General features: G+C 68.8%; 16 protein-coding genes and 1 tRNA gene. 12 read left to right on the top strand and 5 right to left on the bottom strand.

What is annotated here, in order from left to right; all coding sequences use genetic code 11:
* The first annotated feature begins 9 nt into the window (after positions 1 to 9).
* From hisS to B0A89_RS00745, 5 genes are all read left to right on the top strand, one after another.
* Complete coding sequence (gene hisS, locus B0A89_RS00765; protein WP_085376509.1) at positions 10 to 1,491, top strand: histidine--tRNA ligase; 1,482 nt, start codon at positions 10 to 12, stop codon at positions 1,489 to 1,491.
* Positions 1,488 to 2,537 (top strand): ATP phosphoribosyltransferase regulatory subunit, encoded by a 1,050-nt coding sequence (locus B0A89_RS00760; protein ID WP_085376508.1) that lies wholly within the window; start codon positions 1,488 to 1,490, stop codon positions 2,535 to 2,537. The genes hisS and B0A89_RS00760 overlap by 4 nt, the downstream gene beginning before the upstream one ends.
* Entirely contained in the window at positions 2,531 to 3,244 is a 714-nt protein-coding gene (gene hisG / locus B0A89_RS00755; RefSeq protein ID WP_085376507.1) for an ATP phosphoribosyltransferase, read from the top strand. The genes B0A89_RS00760 and hisG overlap by 7 nt, the downstream gene beginning before the upstream one ends.
* 14 nt (positions 3,245 to 3,258) lie before the next feature.
* Positions 3,259 to 3,552 carry a hypothetical protein gene (locus B0A89_RS00750; protein ID WP_085376506.1) on the top strand — a complete coding sequence of 98 codons (294 nt, stop codon included), beginning with the start codon at positions 3,259 to 3,261 and terminating at the stop codon, positions 3,550 to 3,552.
* A 78-nt stretch (positions 3,553 to 3,630) separates the two neighbouring features.
* A complete protein-coding gene (locus tag B0A89_RS00745) occupies positions 3,631 to 3,921 on the top strand; it encodes a DUF2171 domain-containing protein (protein WP_085376505.1) in 291 nt (96 codons plus the stop codon).
* A gap of 54 nt (positions 3,922 to 3,975) precedes the next feature.
* On the opposite strand, the gene ftsY is transcribed toward B0A89_RS00745, so the two are convergent.
* On the bottom strand, positions 3,976 to 5,073 hold the full coding sequence (gene ftsY, locus B0A89_RS00740; protein WP_085376504.1) for a signal recognition particle-docking protein FtsY: 1,098 nt from the start codon (positions 5,071 to 5,073) through the stop codon (positions 3,976 to 3,978).
* 245 nt (positions 5,074 to 5,318) lie between these two features.
* A complete protein-coding gene (locus B0A89_RS00735; RefSeq protein WP_085376503.1) occupies positions 5,319 to 6,248 on the bottom strand; it encodes a class I fructose-bisphosphate aldolase in 930 nt (309 codons plus the stop codon).
* Positions 6,249 to 6,422: 174 nt separating this feature from the next.
* On the opposite strand from B0A89_RS00735, the gene B0A89_RS00730 reads away from it, so the two are divergent.
* Positions 6,423 to 6,656 (top strand): hypothetical protein, encoded by a 234-nt coding sequence (locus tag B0A89_RS00730; RefSeq protein ID WP_085376502.1) that lies wholly within the window; start codon positions 6,423 to 6,425, stop codon positions 6,654 to 6,656.
* A 614-nt stretch (positions 6,657 to 7,270) separates the two neighbouring features.
* Positions 7,271 to 7,885, top strand: coding sequence for a Hint domain-containing protein (locus B0A89_RS00725; RefSeq protein WP_157115199.1), 615 nt, complete (start codon positions 7,271 to 7,273; stop codon positions 7,883 to 7,885).
* A 75-nt stretch (positions 7,886 to 7,960) separates the two neighbouring features.
* Here the strand turns inward: B0A89_RS00725 and B0A89_RS00720 are convergent, their stop codons facing one another.
* Entirely contained in the window at positions 7,961 to 9,166 is a 1,206-nt protein-coding gene (locus B0A89_RS00720) for a phosphoglycerate kinase (protein WP_085376500.1), read from the bottom strand.
* Positions 9,167 to 9,337: 171 nt separating this feature from the next.
* Between B0A89_RS00720 and B0A89_RS00715 the strand changes: the two genes are divergently transcribed.
* The gene (locus B0A89_RS00715; protein ID WP_085376499.1) at positions 9,338 to 9,838 is read left to right on the top strand and encodes a peptidylprolyl isomerase; all 501 of its coding nucleotides are present in this window, start codon (positions 9,338 to 9,340) and stop codon (positions 9,836 to 9,838) included.
* Entirely contained in the window at positions 9,831 to 10,427 is a 597-nt protein-coding gene (locus B0A89_RS00710; RefSeq protein WP_085376498.1) for a peptidylprolyl isomerase, read from the top strand. The genes B0A89_RS00715 and B0A89_RS00710 overlap by 8 nt, the downstream gene beginning before the upstream one ends.
* 53 nt (positions 10,428 to 10,480) lie before the next feature.
* On the opposite strand, the gene B0A89_RS00705 is transcribed toward B0A89_RS00710, so the two are convergent.
* A complete protein-coding gene (locus B0A89_RS00705; RefSeq protein WP_085376497.1) occupies positions 10,481 to 11,107 on the bottom strand; it encodes a J domain-containing protein in 627 nt (208 codons plus the stop codon).
* An 81-nt stretch (positions 11,108 to 11,188) separates the two neighbouring features.
* Between B0A89_RS00705 and B0A89_RS00700 the strand changes: the two genes are divergently transcribed.
* The 3 genes from B0A89_RS00700 (at position 11,189) to recJ (ending at position 14,350) form a co-directional block, all read left to right on the top strand.
* Entirely contained in the window at positions 11,189 to 11,437 is a 249-nt protein-coding gene (locus tag B0A89_RS00700; protein WP_085378660.1) for a BolA family protein, read from the top strand.
* 88 nt (positions 11,438 to 11,525) lie between these two features.
* Positions 11,526 to 12,503 carry a class II fructose-bisphosphatase gene (gene glpX, locus B0A89_RS00695; protein WP_085376496.1) on the top strand — a complete coding sequence of 326 codons (978 nt, stop codon included), beginning with the start codon at positions 11,526 to 11,528 and terminating at the stop codon, positions 12,501 to 12,503.
* A 104-nt stretch (positions 12,504 to 12,607) separates the two neighbouring features.
* Positions 12,608 to 14,350, top strand: coding sequence for a single-stranded-DNA-specific exonuclease RecJ (recJ, locus tag B0A89_RS00690; RefSeq protein WP_085376495.1), 1,743 nt, complete (start codon positions 12,608 to 12,610; stop codon positions 14,348 to 14,350).
* A 459-nt stretch (positions 14,351 to 14,809) separates the two neighbouring features.
* Here the strand turns inward: recJ and B0A89_RS00685 are convergent.
* Positions 14,810 to 14,884: transfer RNA gene (locus B0A89_RS00685), tRNA-Glu, on the bottom strand.
* Positions 14,885 to 15,007 lie beyond the last annotated feature (123 nt).

Here is a 15,007-nt window from a genome sequence, read left to right as displayed (position 1 = left end):
ATCGGACCGATGGCCAAGGACACCAAACCACGCCGCCCCCGGGCTGAAACGCCCAAAGGGTTCCGGGACTATTTCGGCGCCGAGGTGACCGAACGCAAGGCAATGCTCGACCGTATCGCCGCCATCTACGATCTGCACGGCTTTGACGCGCTGGAAACATCGGGTGTCGAGACGGTCGAGGCGCTGGGCAAGTTCCTGCCCGACGTGGACCGCCCCAATGCCGGGGTCTTCGCCTGGCAGGAAGAAGCCGTTCCCGGCGGGGGATCGGGCGACTGGCTGGCGCTGCGCTATGACCTTACGGCGCCCCTGGCGCGCGTTGCGGCGCAGTATCGCAACGACCTGCCCAGCCCCTACCGGCGCTATGCGATGGGCCCGGTCTGGCGCAACGAAAAGCCGGGGCCGGGGCGGTTCCGCCAGTTCTATCAGTGCGACGCCGACACCGTGGGCAGCGCCAGCCCTGCCGCCGATGCCGAGATCATCGCCATGCTGGCCAGCGCGCTCGAGGCGGCGGGGATCGCGCGGGGCGACTATCTGGTGCGCGTCAACGACCGCAAGGTGCTGAACGGCGTCCTTGAGGCCGCGCGGGTGCGCGAGGATCAGGCCGCCGACGTGCTGCGGCAGGTGGACAAGTTCGACAAGGTCGGGGCCGAGGGGGTGCGCGCGCTGCTGACCGCCGGCCGCAAGGACGACAGCGGCGCCTTCATCGAGGGCGTCGGTCTGGCCGAGGATCAGGCCGCGCCGGTTCTGGCCTTCCTGACCGCGAAGGGCGCGGACAATGCCCGGACCCTCGCCAACCTGGGCGCGGCGGTCGGCGGCTCGGTCGCCGGGGCCGAAGGTGTCGCCGAGCTGGCCGAGATCGCCGCGCTGCTGTCCGCGATGGGCCTCGACGAGGACCGGGTCGTGATCGACCCCGCGGTGGTGCGCGGCCTTGGCTATTACACCGGCCCCGTGTTCGAGGCCGAGCTGACCTTCGAGATCCTCGACGACAAGGGCCGCAAGCGACAGTTCGGCAGCGTTGCCGGGGGCGGGCGCTATGACGATCTGGTCGAACGCTTTACCGGGCAGAAGGTGCCTGCCACGGGCGTCAGCATCGGCGTGGACCGCCTGCTTGCCGCGCTGCGCGAGAAGGGGCAGGCGGGCAGGGCGGCCGCCGGCCCGGTGGTCGTCACCGTCATGGACCGCGACCGGATGGCCGATTGCCAGGCGATGGCGGCCGAGCTGCGCGCGGCCGGCATCCGGGCCGAGGTTTACCTTGGCAATCCCCGGAACTTCGGCAACCAGCTCAAATATGCCGACAGGCGTGGCGCGCCGGTTGCGGTGATCCAGGGCACGGACGAGGCGGCGCGCGGGGTGGTGCAGGTCAAGGATCTGGTCCTTGGCGCGCAGATCGCCGGGCAGGCCTCGGTCGAGGAATGGAAGGCGCGCCCCGCCCAGGTCGAGGTGCCGCGCCCGGCGCTGGTCGAGACGGTCCGCGCCATGCTGGACAGATGACGGCACAGGCCGACAGCCAGCAGGCGCGCATCCTCGATGCGTTCTGCGCCGCCGGCGCGGTCGCCGTCGAACCCGACATCCTGTTGCCGGCCGGCACGCTGCTCGATCTTTACGGCGAGGATATCCGCGCCCGCGCCTATGTGACGCCGGACCCGGTGCAGGGCGAGATGATGCTGCGCCCCGATTTCACCGTGCCGGTCGTGCAGATGCACATGGCCGGCGGGGCCGAGCCGGCGCGCTATTGTTACCTCGGCAAGGTCTTCCGCATGCAGGATCAGGGCGAGACGCGCCCCGAAAGCCCGCGCGCCAACGAATATCTGCAGGCGGGGTTCGAGCTGTTCAGCCGCGATCCGGGCGCCGATGCCGAGGTCTTTGCCCTGTTCCACGGCCTGCTGGCCGGGCTGCCGCTGCTGGCCACGATGGGCGACATGGACCTGCTGCTGGATGCGGTGGACGGGTTGCCGCTGCCCGATGAACGGCGGGCCTTCCTGCGCCATCACATCTGGCGGCCGGGCCGGTTCGAGCGCGCGCTCGAACGGTTTTCGCATCCGCCTGCGCCGCCACGCTTCGCGGTCAACGATGCGCCCTGGACGGGGCTGCGCGCCCCCGACGAGATGCAGGCCCGCATGGCGCGGCTTGACGCCGATGCCCTGGTGCCGCCGCTGCCCCTTATCTGGCGCGAGCGGCTGCACCGGCTGTTCGCCATTGCCGGCCCCGCGCCGGCCGCGCTGGACGAGCTGCGCGTTCTGGCCGATCACATGCCCGCCATCGCCGAGGCGGTGGGGCGGCTGGCTGGCAGGCTGGATGCCATCGCGGCGCGGGGGATCGACCCTGCCATGATCCGCTTTGACGCCAGCCATGGGCGGCGCACCATGGAATATTACGACGGCATGACCTTTTCCTTTGCCGCCCCTGCCCATCCCGGATGGCCCCCCGTCGCTTCGGGCGGGCGCTATGACGCGCTGACGGCGGTGCTGGGGCAGGGCCAGGCCATCCCGGCCGTCGGCGGCATCATCCGCCCCCGCCTGGTGGAGGCGCTATGCTGAAGCTGGGCGTGCCGTCCAAGGGGCGGCTGATGGAACAGACCTTCGACTGGTTCGCCGCGCGCGGTGTCATCCTTTCCCGCGCGGGGTCGGACAGGGAATATGCCGGCCGGGTCGAAGGGCATGACGGGCTGCATCTGGTGCTGCTGTCGGCGGGCGAGATCCCGCGCGAACTGGCCGCGGGCCGCATCCAGCTGGGCGTGACAGGATCGGACCTGGTGCGCGAGAGGCTGGCCGGCTGGCGGTCGCATGTGGTGGAGCTGGCGCCGATGGGGTTCGGGCATGCCGACCTGGTGCTGGCCGTTCCGGCCTGCTGGCGCGACTGCGAAGGGCTGGACGATTTCGCCGCCATCGCCACCGACTTTCGCGCCGCGCACGGGTTCCGCCTGCGGATCGCGACCAAGTATCACCGCCTGGCGCGCGCCTTTCTGTCCGCCCACGAGGTCGCGGACTATCAGTTGATCGACAGCCAGGGCGCCACCGAGGGCACGGTCGCCAACCTGACCGCCGAGGCGATCGCCGACATCACGAGTTCGGGCGAGACGCTGCGCGCCAACCATCTCAAGATCCTGCCCGGTGCGCTGATCCATGCCAGCCAGGCGACGCTGTTCGCGGCCCGCAGCGCCGATCCCGCCGCACTGGCCGGCCTTGCCCGGCAACTGGGGCTGGCCGGGGACAAGGTGAACGCCATGCCCCACAGACATCCTTGAGAAAGGCCGTGAGGATGAAACACGCTGCTGCCATGCTCTTTGTCCTGCTGTCGGCAGGTTACGCCGCCGCCTCGTCCGAGGGCACCTGGGATGCCATGCGCCAGGACATCCACGACCGCTGCCTTGCCTTGAGGAACAGCACCGGATCGGCCGGCGAGACGGTGATCGAGGTCAATCCCTTCGGATCGGAACGGTTCGGCGCCGCCATTCTGACCACGCGCCTTAATGGCGGGGCAAGCGAGCGGACCATCTGCATCTATGACAAGGAAACGCATGCTGCCGAACTGACGGCCCCCTTTCCCGAATAAGTTCGGAACCCCGGCCCCTCCTCGGCGCGTTCAGAGCAGAGGCCCCGCGAGGCCCGGAAAAGCATGCAGGAGTGTCAGATGGTCAACGCCAGCGACATCAAGGAACATATGGAAATCGTCGGCGCGGATGGCGTCCATGTCGGCAAGGTCGATCACATGGACGGCGAGCGGATCAAGATGGCCCGCAAGGACGAGGCGCACGGCCAGGACGACAGGCACCATCACTATGTCGCGCTGAGCGCGGTCGCCTCGGTGGATCAGGGCAAGGTCTGGCTGTCGGCGGATGCCGCCAATGCCCAGCAGCTGCTCGAGGAAGAGGACGGCTCGCCCGTCCAGCCGGGCGAGGCCAACGAGAACCGCCCGGTCTGATCGCGGCAGGCCATGGCCGCCGTCCCGGATGGGCGGCGGCCGCGGCCGACAGATCTACAGCCCCACCAGCGCCTGCGCGAATTCGCGCGCGTCAAAGGCATCCAGATCGTCTATCTGCTCGCCCACCCCGATCGCATGGATCGGCAGGCCGAACCGGTCCGCCAGGGCGACCAGCACGCCGCCCCGGGCGGTGCCATCCAGCTTGGTCATCACCAGCCCCGATACATCGGCCAGCTTGCGGAAGGTCTCGACCTGGCTCAGCGCGTTCTGGCCCGTGGTCGCGTCCAGCACCAACAGGGTGTTGTGGGGTGCGGAGGGGTCCTTCTTGCGAATGACGCGCACGATCTTGGCCAGTTCCTCCATCAGGTCGGCGCGGTTCTGCAGCCGCCCGGCCGTGTCGATCATCAGCAGGTCCGCGCCCTCGGCCTCGGCCCGTGCCATCGCATCCCAGGCAAGGCTGGCCGGGTCCGACCCCTGCGGCGCGACCATGACCGGAACGCCGGCGCGCTGGCCCCAGACCTGCAACTGTTCCACGGCGGCGGCCCGGAACGTGTCGCCGGCGGCGATCACCACCGACTTGCCCGCAGCCCGGAACTGGCTGGCCAGCTTGCCGATGGTCGTCGTCTTGCCCGAGCCGTTGACCCCGACGACCAGCACCACCTGCGGCTTTTTGGGATAAAGCGGCAAGGGGCGGGCCACCGCCGACATGATCCGTTCGATCTCGTCGGCCAGCGCCTGCTTCAGTTCGGGGGCGCTGATGCGCCGGCCCATGCGGCCCTCGGCGATATTGGCCGTGACGCGCAGGGCGGTATCGGTGCCCAGATCGGCGGCGATCAGCATGTCCTCGAGATCCTCGAGCATGGCATCGTCCAACTCGCGCCGGGGTTCGGGGGGCGCGGCCTCGCGGCCCGGCTCGCGCCCGAACAGGCGGCCCATCAGGCCGGGGCGCGCAGCGGGCGGTGCGGCAGGGGCAGCGGGCGGTGCGGCCGGCGGAGAAGGTTCCGCCATGGCGCGGGCGGGCGCCGCCAAGGGCGCCGGGGCGGGCGCAGGGGGAATATCGGGGCGGGCTTCGGACACCACCTCGTCCAGCCCGGCGCTGATCCGGGACGATGATTTGGTCAGCCGCTCGCGCAGCTTGGATAGGAAGGACATGGCGCACCCTTGATCATTCAGCGGAACCTAGGGTTTTTCGCGCCCGAGTGAAAGCGGCCTGTCTTGCCCAGCGGCAAGCCGGGCGGGCAGGGCGCGAACCGGCGATCCATCGCAGGCTTGCCGCATGGCTGCGGCAAGGCGCCGGGCAGGCAGCGGTGCGGGGGGCGTTACAGGGATGGTGCGGCCCGAAATGAAAGGGGCGGCGGGTTGCACCGCCGCCCCCGAACAGGCGCGATTGCGCTGGATCAGTCCTTGCCCAGGTAGATATCGACCAGCTTGCCCAGCATCGCCAGCGCATCCTCGCGCGAGCGCTGGAAGCTGTTGCGCCCGATGATCGAGCCATTGCCGCCGCCGTCGCGGATGGCGCGCGCATCCTCATACACCGCGTCCGAGCCCTTGGCCGCGCCGCCCGAGAACACCACGATCCGGCGCCCGCCAAAGGCCGCCTGCATGCAGTGTTCCACCCGCTTGGCCTGGGTGGAAATGTCGATGCCCTGATCCTGATAGACCTTCTTGGCGTCCTTGTTTTCCAGATGGTCGGTGGACAGCTTGATCTTGATGACATGGGCGCCCAGCAGCGCCGCGATCTGCGCGGCATAGGCGGCGATGTCGATAGCGGTCTCGCCGTCCTTGGTGATCGCCTCGCCCCGCGGATAGGACCAGATCACCGTCGGAATGCCGACGCTCGCCGCTTCGGCGCGCATCTGCGAAATCTCCTCGAACATGTCCAGCGCCATGTCCGAGCCGGGATAGATCGTGAAGCCGATGGCGGCGCAGCCCAGGCGAAGCGCGTCCTGCACGGTCGCGGTCACCGCCTGGTTCTTGCCGGCCGTGTCGCTCATCAGGCTGTTGGCGCTGTTGCATTTGAGGATGGTCGGGATCTGGCCGGCAAAGCTGTCGGCGCCCGCCTCGATCATGCCCAAAGGCGCGGCATAGGCGTTCAGCCCGGCATCAATGGCCAGCTGATAATGATAATGCGGGTCATAGCCCAGGGGGTTCTTGGCAAAGCTGCGCGCCGGGCCGTGTTCAAAGCCCTGATCCACGGGCAGGATGATCATCTTGCCGGTGCCTGCCAGCTTGCCGGTCATCAGCATCCGCGCCAGGTTGCCTTTCACGCCGGGGTTCTCGCCTTCGTAGTTGGCGAGGATCTTGCGAACGGTATCGGTCATCTGCATGGGATCGGCCTTGCTTGGGAACAGGATGAGGTTCCCTTAGCAGACGGGCGGCGCGGCGAAAGGGCGGTTGCGCTAACGGCGTCGAGGCGGCCGGCCTGCGGAACGGCGGCGCAACCAGAACGTTGATCTTCATTCCTGCGGTCGCAGGCTGTTCACCTGAAAGGCGATCTGACCATGTCACACAATGACAACAATCCGGCACGCTCGGCCTGGCACCACCGGCCGGCCATCTGGGCGCTGATCGTGGCGCTCGGGCTGGCTGCCCTGGCCGCCCTGTTCTTCGCCCCGCTGGGCGGCAGCAAGGAATCGTCCACCCCCGAGCTGCTGGCGCCCGCCACTGGCGGGGCGGCCACCGCACCGGCCGGAACGGCCGCGCCCGCAGGCGGCACGGCTCCCGCCAGGAACTGATCGTGGCCGGCATTGCCGGGGGAAAGGGGCGGGCGATGGCCTGCCCCTTTCACGTACCCAGGGATGCGCTGGCCCCGCCGGTCTTTTTGACAGGCCTTTTACGCGGCTACCCGTGATTGCACGCAATGATTGCGCGGGTCAGAAAACAGCGCAATTGCAAATTGCCAGTCTGCTTCCTCATTGCAACCAAAGGGCGAAACCAGGGCTTTCCGCACCATGCCGACCTGTATTTTCAGTCAGGGTCCTGATCAGCCCAACAGTTGGAAATAAAAAGCAATTCATCCTTGGCGGGCATCATCCCGCAGCGCGAATGTCCAAAAGGACAGGCCGTCCATTGCTGTAACCCGGCCCTATAATCCCATTTTCACATGTAATGTGAGGGTGCGATGACCGGATCACGTCTGCGTAATATATTCTTGAAAGCGCGGCAATTTCCGTCGCTTTTCCGGCACGGCTTTCCCGCTGCGGGATACCGCGGAGGCAACAGCCCCTGCCGTCGCCCTGCGCGCTGGCCTCTGTCCGGTCTGGGTGCGCCGCTGTGCGCAGGGGCCGCCGCGGCATGGCTGTGGGCAGACAAGGCACTGGCGGGCGGCTTTGCCGCCCCGATCATTGAGGTGCCGCCCGCCCCGCCGGCGCTGACCGCAGGCCCCGCCGCCAACTGGTGGCTGGCGCTTCTCCCGCTGCTGCTGGTCGGCCTGATCGGGCGGGGCCACAAAGGCCGCGACAACGGGCTGACCCCTCTTCCGCCCGACCATGGTGGGCCCTGTTTCGGTGAGGGCACGTTCATCCTGCTGGAACGCGGCTGGATGCCGGTCGAGACGATCCGCACCGGCGACCGGATCGCCACATCGCGCGGGGTGCAGACGGTCCTCGCGGTCGATTGCTGGTGCCCGCTGAGTTATGTCGACCGTCCCGCCCTGGTCAAAGGCGTGCGCCTGTCGCCCAATCACGGCGTCGAGGATGGCCCGATGCTGGTTCCCGCCGCGGCTGTGGCGCAAGAGCGCGGCCGTATCGACGGGCGGCTTTATATCCATGTCCTGGTCGAGGATCACGCCTGGCTGTATGCCAGGGCGGACGCGGCGGGAGAGATCATCCGTGCCGAAAGCCTGCGCCTGTCCGCCGATCTGAGGCTGGCGCGTGATTTTCCCGATCTTGTCGCGCGCCATGCGGCCGATCCTGTCGCCCCGATGCGCGTGCAATCGCAGCGCCCGGGGCGGCAGGCCGCCTGAGGCGCCGCCAACGCTGTTCGGCCCGTGGGCCAAGACCGGCGGCGGCGTTCGAGGGCCGCCGCCGATCCAGGGCGATCACTTGCGCTTGGCGGCGATCAGGGCGGCCACGCCCGGCAGATCCTTGCCTTCCATCCATTCAAGGAACGCGCCGCCTGCGGTCGAGATGAAGGTGAAATCCCCCGCCACCCCGGCCCTGTTGAGCGCCGCAACCGTGTCCCCGCCGCCTGCGACAGAAACCAGCTGGCCTGTGCGGGTCAGTTCGGCAGCGGCCTGGGCGGCGGCGTTGGTGGCCGCATCGAAGGGCTCGATCTCGAAGGCCCCCAGGGGGCCGTTCCAGATCAGCGTCTTGCACTCGGCGAACACCGCGCGGATGTGGGCGACGGTCTGGGGGCCTGCGTCCAGGATCATGGCGTCGGGGGGGCAGGCATCCGCGGCAACGACCTGGCTGGGCGCATTGGCGGCGAATTCACCGGCCACCACCACATCGACAGGCAGGTGGATGGTGCAGCCACCCGCCTGCGCCTTGGCGATGATCTCGCGCGCGGTGTCGGCCATGTCGCGCTCGGCCAGGCTCTTGCCCACCTCGACCCCCTGGGCGACAAGGAACGTGTTGGCCATGCCCCCGCCGATGACCAGGTGATCGACCTTCTCGATCAGGTTCGACAGCAGGTCGAGCTTGGTCGAGACCTTCGCCCCGCCGACCACCGCCACCACCGGCCGCTGCGGATTGCCAAGCGCGCCATCCAGCGCGTTCAGCTCGGCCTCCATCAGCTTGCCGGCGGCCGCTGGCATCAGCCGCCCCAATCCCTCGGTCGAGGCATGGGCGCGGTGCGCGGCGGAAAACGCATCATTGACATAGGCCTGGCCCAGCGCGGCGAGCGATGCGGTAAAGGTCGGATCGTTTTCCTCCTCGCCCGGATAGAAGCGGGTGTTTTCCAGCATCAGCACATCCCCCGCCTTCAGCGCCGCGACGGCGCGCTTGGCGTCTCCGCCCACGGCCTCGCTGGCAAAGCCGACCGGCTGGCCAAGCGCCTGTTCCAGCGCCGGGACGATCTGGCGCAGGCTCATCGCATCGACGCGCTTGCCCTTGGGGCGGTCGAAATGGGCCAGCAGCACCGGAATGCCGCCCTTGGCCTGGATGGCCTTGATCGTCGGGACGATCTTTTCGATGCGGGTGGCATCGGCCACCCGGCCGTTCTCGACCGGCACGTTCAGATCAACGCGGGTCAGAACGACCTTTCCGTCAATCTCGAGGTCGTCGATGGTGTTGAAGCGGGGCACGGGCAAGCTCCTTCGCAGGGGACCGGTGGGTTTTCGGCCAGCGGGGCGGGCGCGTCAACTCTTCGTGCGCATGGCCGGCGGGCAAGTGCGGACCCTGCGCCCGATCTCGCGCGTTGCAGACAAGGCAAGCGCGGCCTAGACCGGCCGCCGACCAATCAGAAGGAATATCCGATGGCCGAGATCAAGGACCCGGAAAACACCATCATCATCGAGCTGAAGGACGGCCCCGTGGTGATCGAACTGCTGACCGACGTGGCACCGAAACATGCCGCGCGCATGAAGGAGCTGGCCCGCGCCGGCAAATATGACGGCGTTGCGTTCCACCGCGTGATCGAGGGTTTCATGGCCCAGACGGGCGATGTCGAACATGGCCGCGAGGGCGGCGACGCGCGCCGCGCCGGCACGGGCGGGTCGGATCTGCCGGACCTGCCGGCCGAGTTCTCCAGGCTGCCGCATGCCCGCGGCACACTGGGCGCCGCGCGCTCGCAGAACCCCAACAGCGCCAACAGCCAGTTCTTCATCAACTTCAAGGACAATGATTTCCTGAACGGGCAATACACCGTCTATGGGCGCGTGATTTCGGGGATGGAGCATGTCGACAAGATCGCGCGCGGCGAGCCGCCGGCGAACCCCGACCGCATGATTTCCGTCAAGGTGGCTGCAGATGCGTAAGCTCGTGATCCTTTCGGCACTGGCCCTGGCGGCGACCGCGGCCCAGGCGCAGGTCGCCGCGCCCAAGGCCACTGACGGCCCCGGCCCGAACATGGTGATCGAGGTCGCCGATGCCGCCGGCCAGCCCAAGGGCAAGATCGTGCTGGACCTGCTCGCCGACAAGGCCCCCGCCCATGTCGAGCGCCTGACCCAGCTGGCCAAGTCCGGCGCCTATGACGGGGTGGTGTTCCACCGCGTCATCGACGGCTTCATGGCCCAGACGGGCGACGTGCGGAACGGCAAGCACGGGGGCGACACCAGCCAGGCGGGAATGGGCGGGTCCGACCTGCCCGACCTCAAGGCCGAGTTCAGCGACGTGACCTTCGGCCCCGGCACGGTCGGCATGGCGCGTTCGCAGAACCCCGACAGCGCCAACAGCCAGTTCTTCATCGACCTGGCGCCCGCCACCTTCCTGGACGGGCAATACACGGTCGTGGGCCAGCTGATCGAGGGCTGGGACGTGCTGAACGCCATCAAGAAGGGCGATCAGGCGGCGAACGGGGCCGTGGACAAGCCCGATTACATGGCCAAGGTCACGATCACCCAGTGACAAAGGCCCCATGAAGGACAAAGGCCCGCCATGCCGCGGGCCTTTTTCATGCCTCAATCCTTGAAGCTGCGGCTGTCCTTGATCTGGTCCCAGGCCCAGACGACCTCCTGCAGGCGGTCCTCGTCCGAACGGTCGCCCCCGTTCATGTCGGGATGCAGATCCTTGACCAGCGACTTGTATTGCTGGCGGATCTCGGCGCGGGTCCAACTGTCCCTGGCATCCAGGATTTCCAGCGCCTTGCGCTCGGTCGGGGGCAGCTTGCGGCTCGCGCGGGCCCGCGCCTCGGGGTTGGTGCCGTTGGCGCCCAGGATTTCCAAAGGGTCCGACACGCCGTGGCGGGCCCATGCCTGTTCCTGCGTCCCCTTGCCGAAGGGGCGGGTGGGGCGCTCCCAGACGGTGGCATTGTCCAGGAACTCCTGGAACTCGGCCTCGGACTGGCCCTGGAAATAGTTCCAGTTGGCGTTGTATTCGCGGACATGGTCCTTGCAGAACCAGTAGTACTCGTCCAGCTGCTTGGGCGATTTGGGGGCGCGATACTGGCCGGCCTCGCGGCAGCCGACCTTGTCGCACTTGCGGGTCGATGTCTCGAACGCGCCCGACATGCCCCGGCGCCCTTTCGACCGCCGCTTCTTGTCCGAAGCGGCGGATATGTCGAACCCGAAGGGGTCGCTTGTGGTCATGAACGGCCTGCTTTTCGACTCGGGATCGGCAGTGTAGGGCTTTTCCTCCAGAGGAAAAGAGGGGACCGGCTGATGGCGCAAATGATTGCCGACGACATGGCGGAACGGCTTGCGGCCCTGCAGCCCACCCGCCTTGAGATCATCGACGAAAGCCACCACCATCACGGCCATGCCGGCTGGCGCGAGGGCGGGCAGACGCATTTCCGCATCCGCATCGACGCGCCGGCCTTTGCCGGGCTGTCGCGGATCGAGCGCCACCGGCTGGTGCATCGGACGCTGGGCGACATCGTTCCGCGCATCCATGCGCTGGCGCTTGAGCTGGGCGGCTGAAGCCGGCGGGCTGTTAGCGCCCCCAGTCTTGCCCGGGCCGAGGGGCGGGACTATGAGCGCGCTACCGCAGCCGCCGAGGGACCGCCCGATGACCGCTACCAAGGATTTTAACGATCGCATGCTGTCGCTGGGCCTCGCCCGCGTCAGCGAGGCCGCCGCCCACGCATCGGCCCGGCTGATCGGCCGCGGCGATGAAAAGGCCGCCGACCAGGCCGCCGTCAACGCCATGCGCGAACAGCTGAACATGCTGGACATCAAGGGCGTCGTCGTCATCGGTGAGGGTGAGCGCGACGAGGCGCCGATGCTGTTCATCGGCGAAGAGGTCGGCACCGGCAGCGGCCCCGAGGTGGACATCGCGCTCGACCCGCTGGAAGGCACCACCCTGACCGCCAAGGACATGCCGAACGCGCTGACCGTGATCGCGATGGCCCCGCGCGGCACGCTGCTGCATGCGCCGGATGTCTATATGGACAAGCTGGCCGTGGGGCCGGGCTATGACAAGGACGTGGTGTCGCTGGACATGACCCCGACCGAGCGTGTCCACGCGCTGGCCCGGGCCGGCGGGGTCAACCCCGAGGACATCACCGTCTGCATCCTCGAACGCCCCCGGCACGAGGACATGATCGCCGAGGTCCGCGCCACCGGCGCCGCGATCCGCCTGATCACCGACGGCGACGTGGCCGGCGTCATGCACGTCGCCGAACCCGACAAGACCGGCATCGACATGTACATGGGTTCCGGCGGCGCGCCCGAGGGGGTGCTGGCCGCATCGGCCCTGAAATGCATGGGCGGGCAGATGTGGGGCCGGCTGATGTTCCGCAATGACGACGAGCGCGGCCGGGCCGCCAAGGCCGGCATCACCGACCTGAACCGTATCTATTCGCGCGACGAGATGGTGACGGCGGACGTGATCTTTTCGGCAACCGGCGTCACCAACGGATCGCTGGTCGCGGGGCTCAAGCGCGAGCCGGGTTTTATCGAGACCGAAACGATCCTGATGCGGTCCAAGACCGGATCGGTCCGGCGGATGATCTATCGCAATCCCATCCGCCAGGGCGGCGCCTGACCGGCGCCTGTCCTGACAGCCGGCAGGCCGCATGACGGCTGCCGATCACGCGGGCGTTTGCGGCCGGGGCTTGCCCCTGGCGTGATGCTTGGCGACAAGCGGCCATGACCCCGTTCCTGAATGTCGAAACCTCGCTGACCGGCCGCCGCTGGGCCGGGCCGGAACCGGCCCAGACCCGGCTGGCCGAAGCCCTGTCGCAGGGCGCGGCCCTGCCGTTGCCGGTCGCGCGGGTGCTTGCCGCGCGCGGTGTGCCGCTGGAGGAGGTCGCAGCCCATCTGGAGCCGCGCCTGCGTGACCTGCTGCCCGATCCCCTGCGCCTGCGCGACATGGAGGCGGCGGCCGAACGGCTCGCCGCGGCGGCGATCCGGGGCGAACGGATCGCCGTGTTTGCCGATTATGACGTAGACGGCGGCGCCTCGGCGGCGCTGGTTCTGGGCTGGCTGCGCGCGCAGGGGCGCGACGCCACGCTCTATGTCCCCGACCGCATCGACGAGGGCTATGGTCCCAACGCCCCCGCGATCGGCGCCTTGGCCGAGGGGCACGAGCTGATCGTCTGCGTGGATTGCGGTACGCTCAGCCATGATGCGCTTGCCGTGGCGGCGGGGCGGGCGGATGTGATCGTGCTCGACCACCATCAGGGGGGCGAGACCCTGCCGCCCGCCCTGGCCGTGGTGAACCCCAACCGCGCGGACGAGGACGGCACCCTGGGCCATCTATGCGCCGCCGGGGTGGTGTTCCTGGCGCTGGTGCAGGCGAACCGGGTGCTGCGCGCGCAGGGGCGGGCCGAGCCGCCGCTGATCCCGATGCTGGATCTTGTCGCGTTGGCGACGGTGGCGGATGTGGCGCCGCTGATCGGCGTGAACCGCGCCTTTGTCAGGCAGGGGCTTGCCATCATGGCCCGGCGTGAACGGCCCGGCCTGGTGGCGCTGTCAGACGCCGCGCGGCTGGACGGGCCGCCCTCGACCTTTCACCTCGGCTTTCTGCTGGGGCCGCGGATCAATGCGGGGGGGCGCGTGGGGCGCGCCGATCTGGGGGCGCTGTGCCTGTCCTGCGCCGATGCGGCCGAGGCGGCGCAGTTTGCCGCACAGCTTGACGCCCTGAACGCCGAGCGCCGGGACATCGAGGCGGCGGTGCGGATCGAGGCGCTGGCGCAGGCCGAATCGCGCGCCGACCCGGCCCTGTCCTGGGCCGCGGGCGAGGGCTGGCATCCCGGCGTGGTCGGCATCGTCGCGGCCCGCCTGAAAGAGGCGACGGCGCGCCCTTCGGTGGTGATCGGGGTGTCGGGCGGGGTCGGCAAGGGATCGGCCCGCTCGGTCCCCGGCGTCGATATCGGCCGCGCCGTCCATCGTCTTGCCGCCGAGGGGCTGATCGAACGGGGCGGGGGGCATGCGATGGCCGCGGGGCTGACCGTCGCTGCCGAGGCGATTCCGGCGGCGATGGCGCGGCTGTCGGCCCTGCTTTCCCCCGCCATGGCGGATCGCGGCGGGGCTGGGCTGCTGCGGATATCGGGCCTGATCGAGCCGCAGGGCGCGACCGTCGAACTGCTCGAGATGCTCGAGCGGGCCGGTCCCTTCGGGGCTGGCGCGCCTGCGCCGCGCTTTGCCCTTGCGGACCAGTTGGTCGAGCAGGTGCAGACCATGGGCGAGGCCCATCTGCGCCTGCGCGCCCGCATCCCCGGCGCGCCCCCGATCGAGGCGGTGGCCTGGGGCGCCATGCAGGGCCCGCTGGGGCCGGCCCTGCTGGGTGCGCAGGGCCGCCGCTTTCACCTGGCGGGACGGCTGGAGCTGTCGGTCTGGGGCGGGCGCCAGCGTGTCCGCGTGAGGCTGGATGACGCTGCCCCCGCCTAAGGCGCAGCCCGGTTGGCACGGACGGGGCGGATGCCCCGGCATCCTGCCGCCCGAAGGATCCGGCACGGGCGCGACGGGCGCTGGGCCAGGCCACTATGGCCTGCCAGTGGGTCACAGCGGGAACGCCGCGCGACCAGGCATTGCAGGCGCCCGGCAGCAGCCCCGGGCAACAAGGCCGCCGGAAATGCCGTGCGATGCCCTGCGGAACGGCATGCAATGCAACTGACAGGGGGCTTTGCAGACCGCGGCGCGGCTGGGGCAGAACCTGCAGCAAAAAAGCGTTTGCAGATCAGGGCACCCCAAGGGGGAAGATCGGGCGCAGCCCTGCCCTGAGGGCAATACCGTCAGGGCCGAAGGGCTGTCATGCAGCCTGTGAGAGGAACCATTGTCATCCGTTGTATCGGTGATGATCCAGACGGGCTGAATCAATCCAGGTAATACAATCTGAAACGGATTTAGTGGCAGCCCGTAGGGGAGTCGAACCCCTCTTTTCAGGTTGAAAACCTGACGTCCTAACCGATAGACGAACGGGCCACCATTGGCGCCTTGCGGCGTCTGCCGCGCGGCGTGGAGCGGTGTTTAGGCGACAGCCGGCAGGGCTGCAAGAGGAAAAACGGCCTTTGTGAATCTTTCCTTCCTGCCGCATCACGGCGGCAG

Source organism: Paracoccus contaminans (genome assembly GCF_002105555.1).
In the GTDB taxonomy this organism is placed as follows: Bacteria; Pseudomonadota; Alphaproteobacteria; order Rhodobacterales; family Rhodobacteraceae; genus Paracoccus; species Paracoccus contaminans.
Note: the sequence above shows the minus strand (reverse complement) of the source record. Positions and strands in the feature narration are given on the sequence as shown.

Coding starts and splice junctions, on each gene's coding strand:
- hisS (WP_085376509.1), top strand. CDS start 10: ATGGCCAAGGACACCAAACCACGCCGCCCCCGGGCTGAAACGCCCAAA.
- B0A89_RS00760 (WP_085376508.1), top strand. CDS start 1,488: ATGACGGCACAGGCCGACAGCCAGCAGGCGCGCATCCTCGATGCGTTC.
- hisG (WP_085376507.1), top strand. CDS start 2,531: ATGCTGAAGCTGGGCGTGCCGTCCAAGGGGCGGCTGATGGAACAGACC.
- B0A89_RS00750 (WP_085376506.1), top strand. CDS start 3,259: ATGAAACACGCTGCTGCCATGCTCTTTGTCCTGCTGTCGGCAGGTTAC.
- B0A89_RS00745 (WP_085376505.1), top strand. CDS start 3,631: ATGGTCAACGCCAGCGACATCAAGGAACATATGGAAATCGTCGGCGCG.
- ftsY (WP_085376504.1), bottom strand. CDS start 5,073: ATGTCCTTCCTATCCAAGCTGCGCGAGCGGCTGACCAAATCATCGTCC.
- B0A89_RS00735 (WP_085376503.1), bottom strand. CDS start 6,248: ATGCAGATGACCGATACCGTTCGCAAGATCCTCGCCAACTACGAAGGC.
- B0A89_RS00730 (WP_085376502.1), top strand. CDS start 6,423: ATGTCACACAATGACAACAATCCGGCACGCTCGGCCTGGCACCACCGG.
- B0A89_RS00715 (WP_085376499.1), top strand. CDS start 9,338: ATGGCCGAGATCAAGGACCCGGAAAACACCATCATCATCGAGCTGAAG.
- B0A89_RS00710 (WP_085376498.1), top strand. CDS start 9,831: ATGCGTAAGCTCGTGATCCTTTCGGCACTGGCCCTGGCGGCGACCGCG.
- B0A89_RS00705 (WP_085376497.1), bottom strand. CDS start 11,107: ATGACCACAAGCGACCCCTTCGGGTTCGACATATCCGCCGCTTCGGAC.
- B0A89_RS00700 (WP_085378660.1), top strand. CDS start 11,189: ATGATTGCCGACGACATGGCGGAACGGCTTGCGGCCCTGCAGCCCACC.
- glpX (WP_085376496.1), top strand. CDS start 11,526: ATGACCGCTACCAAGGATTTTAACGATCGCATGCTGTCGCTGGGCCTC.
- recJ (WP_085376495.1), top strand. CDS start 12,608: ATGACCCCGTTCCTGAATGTCGAAACCTCGCTGACCGGCCGCCGCTGG.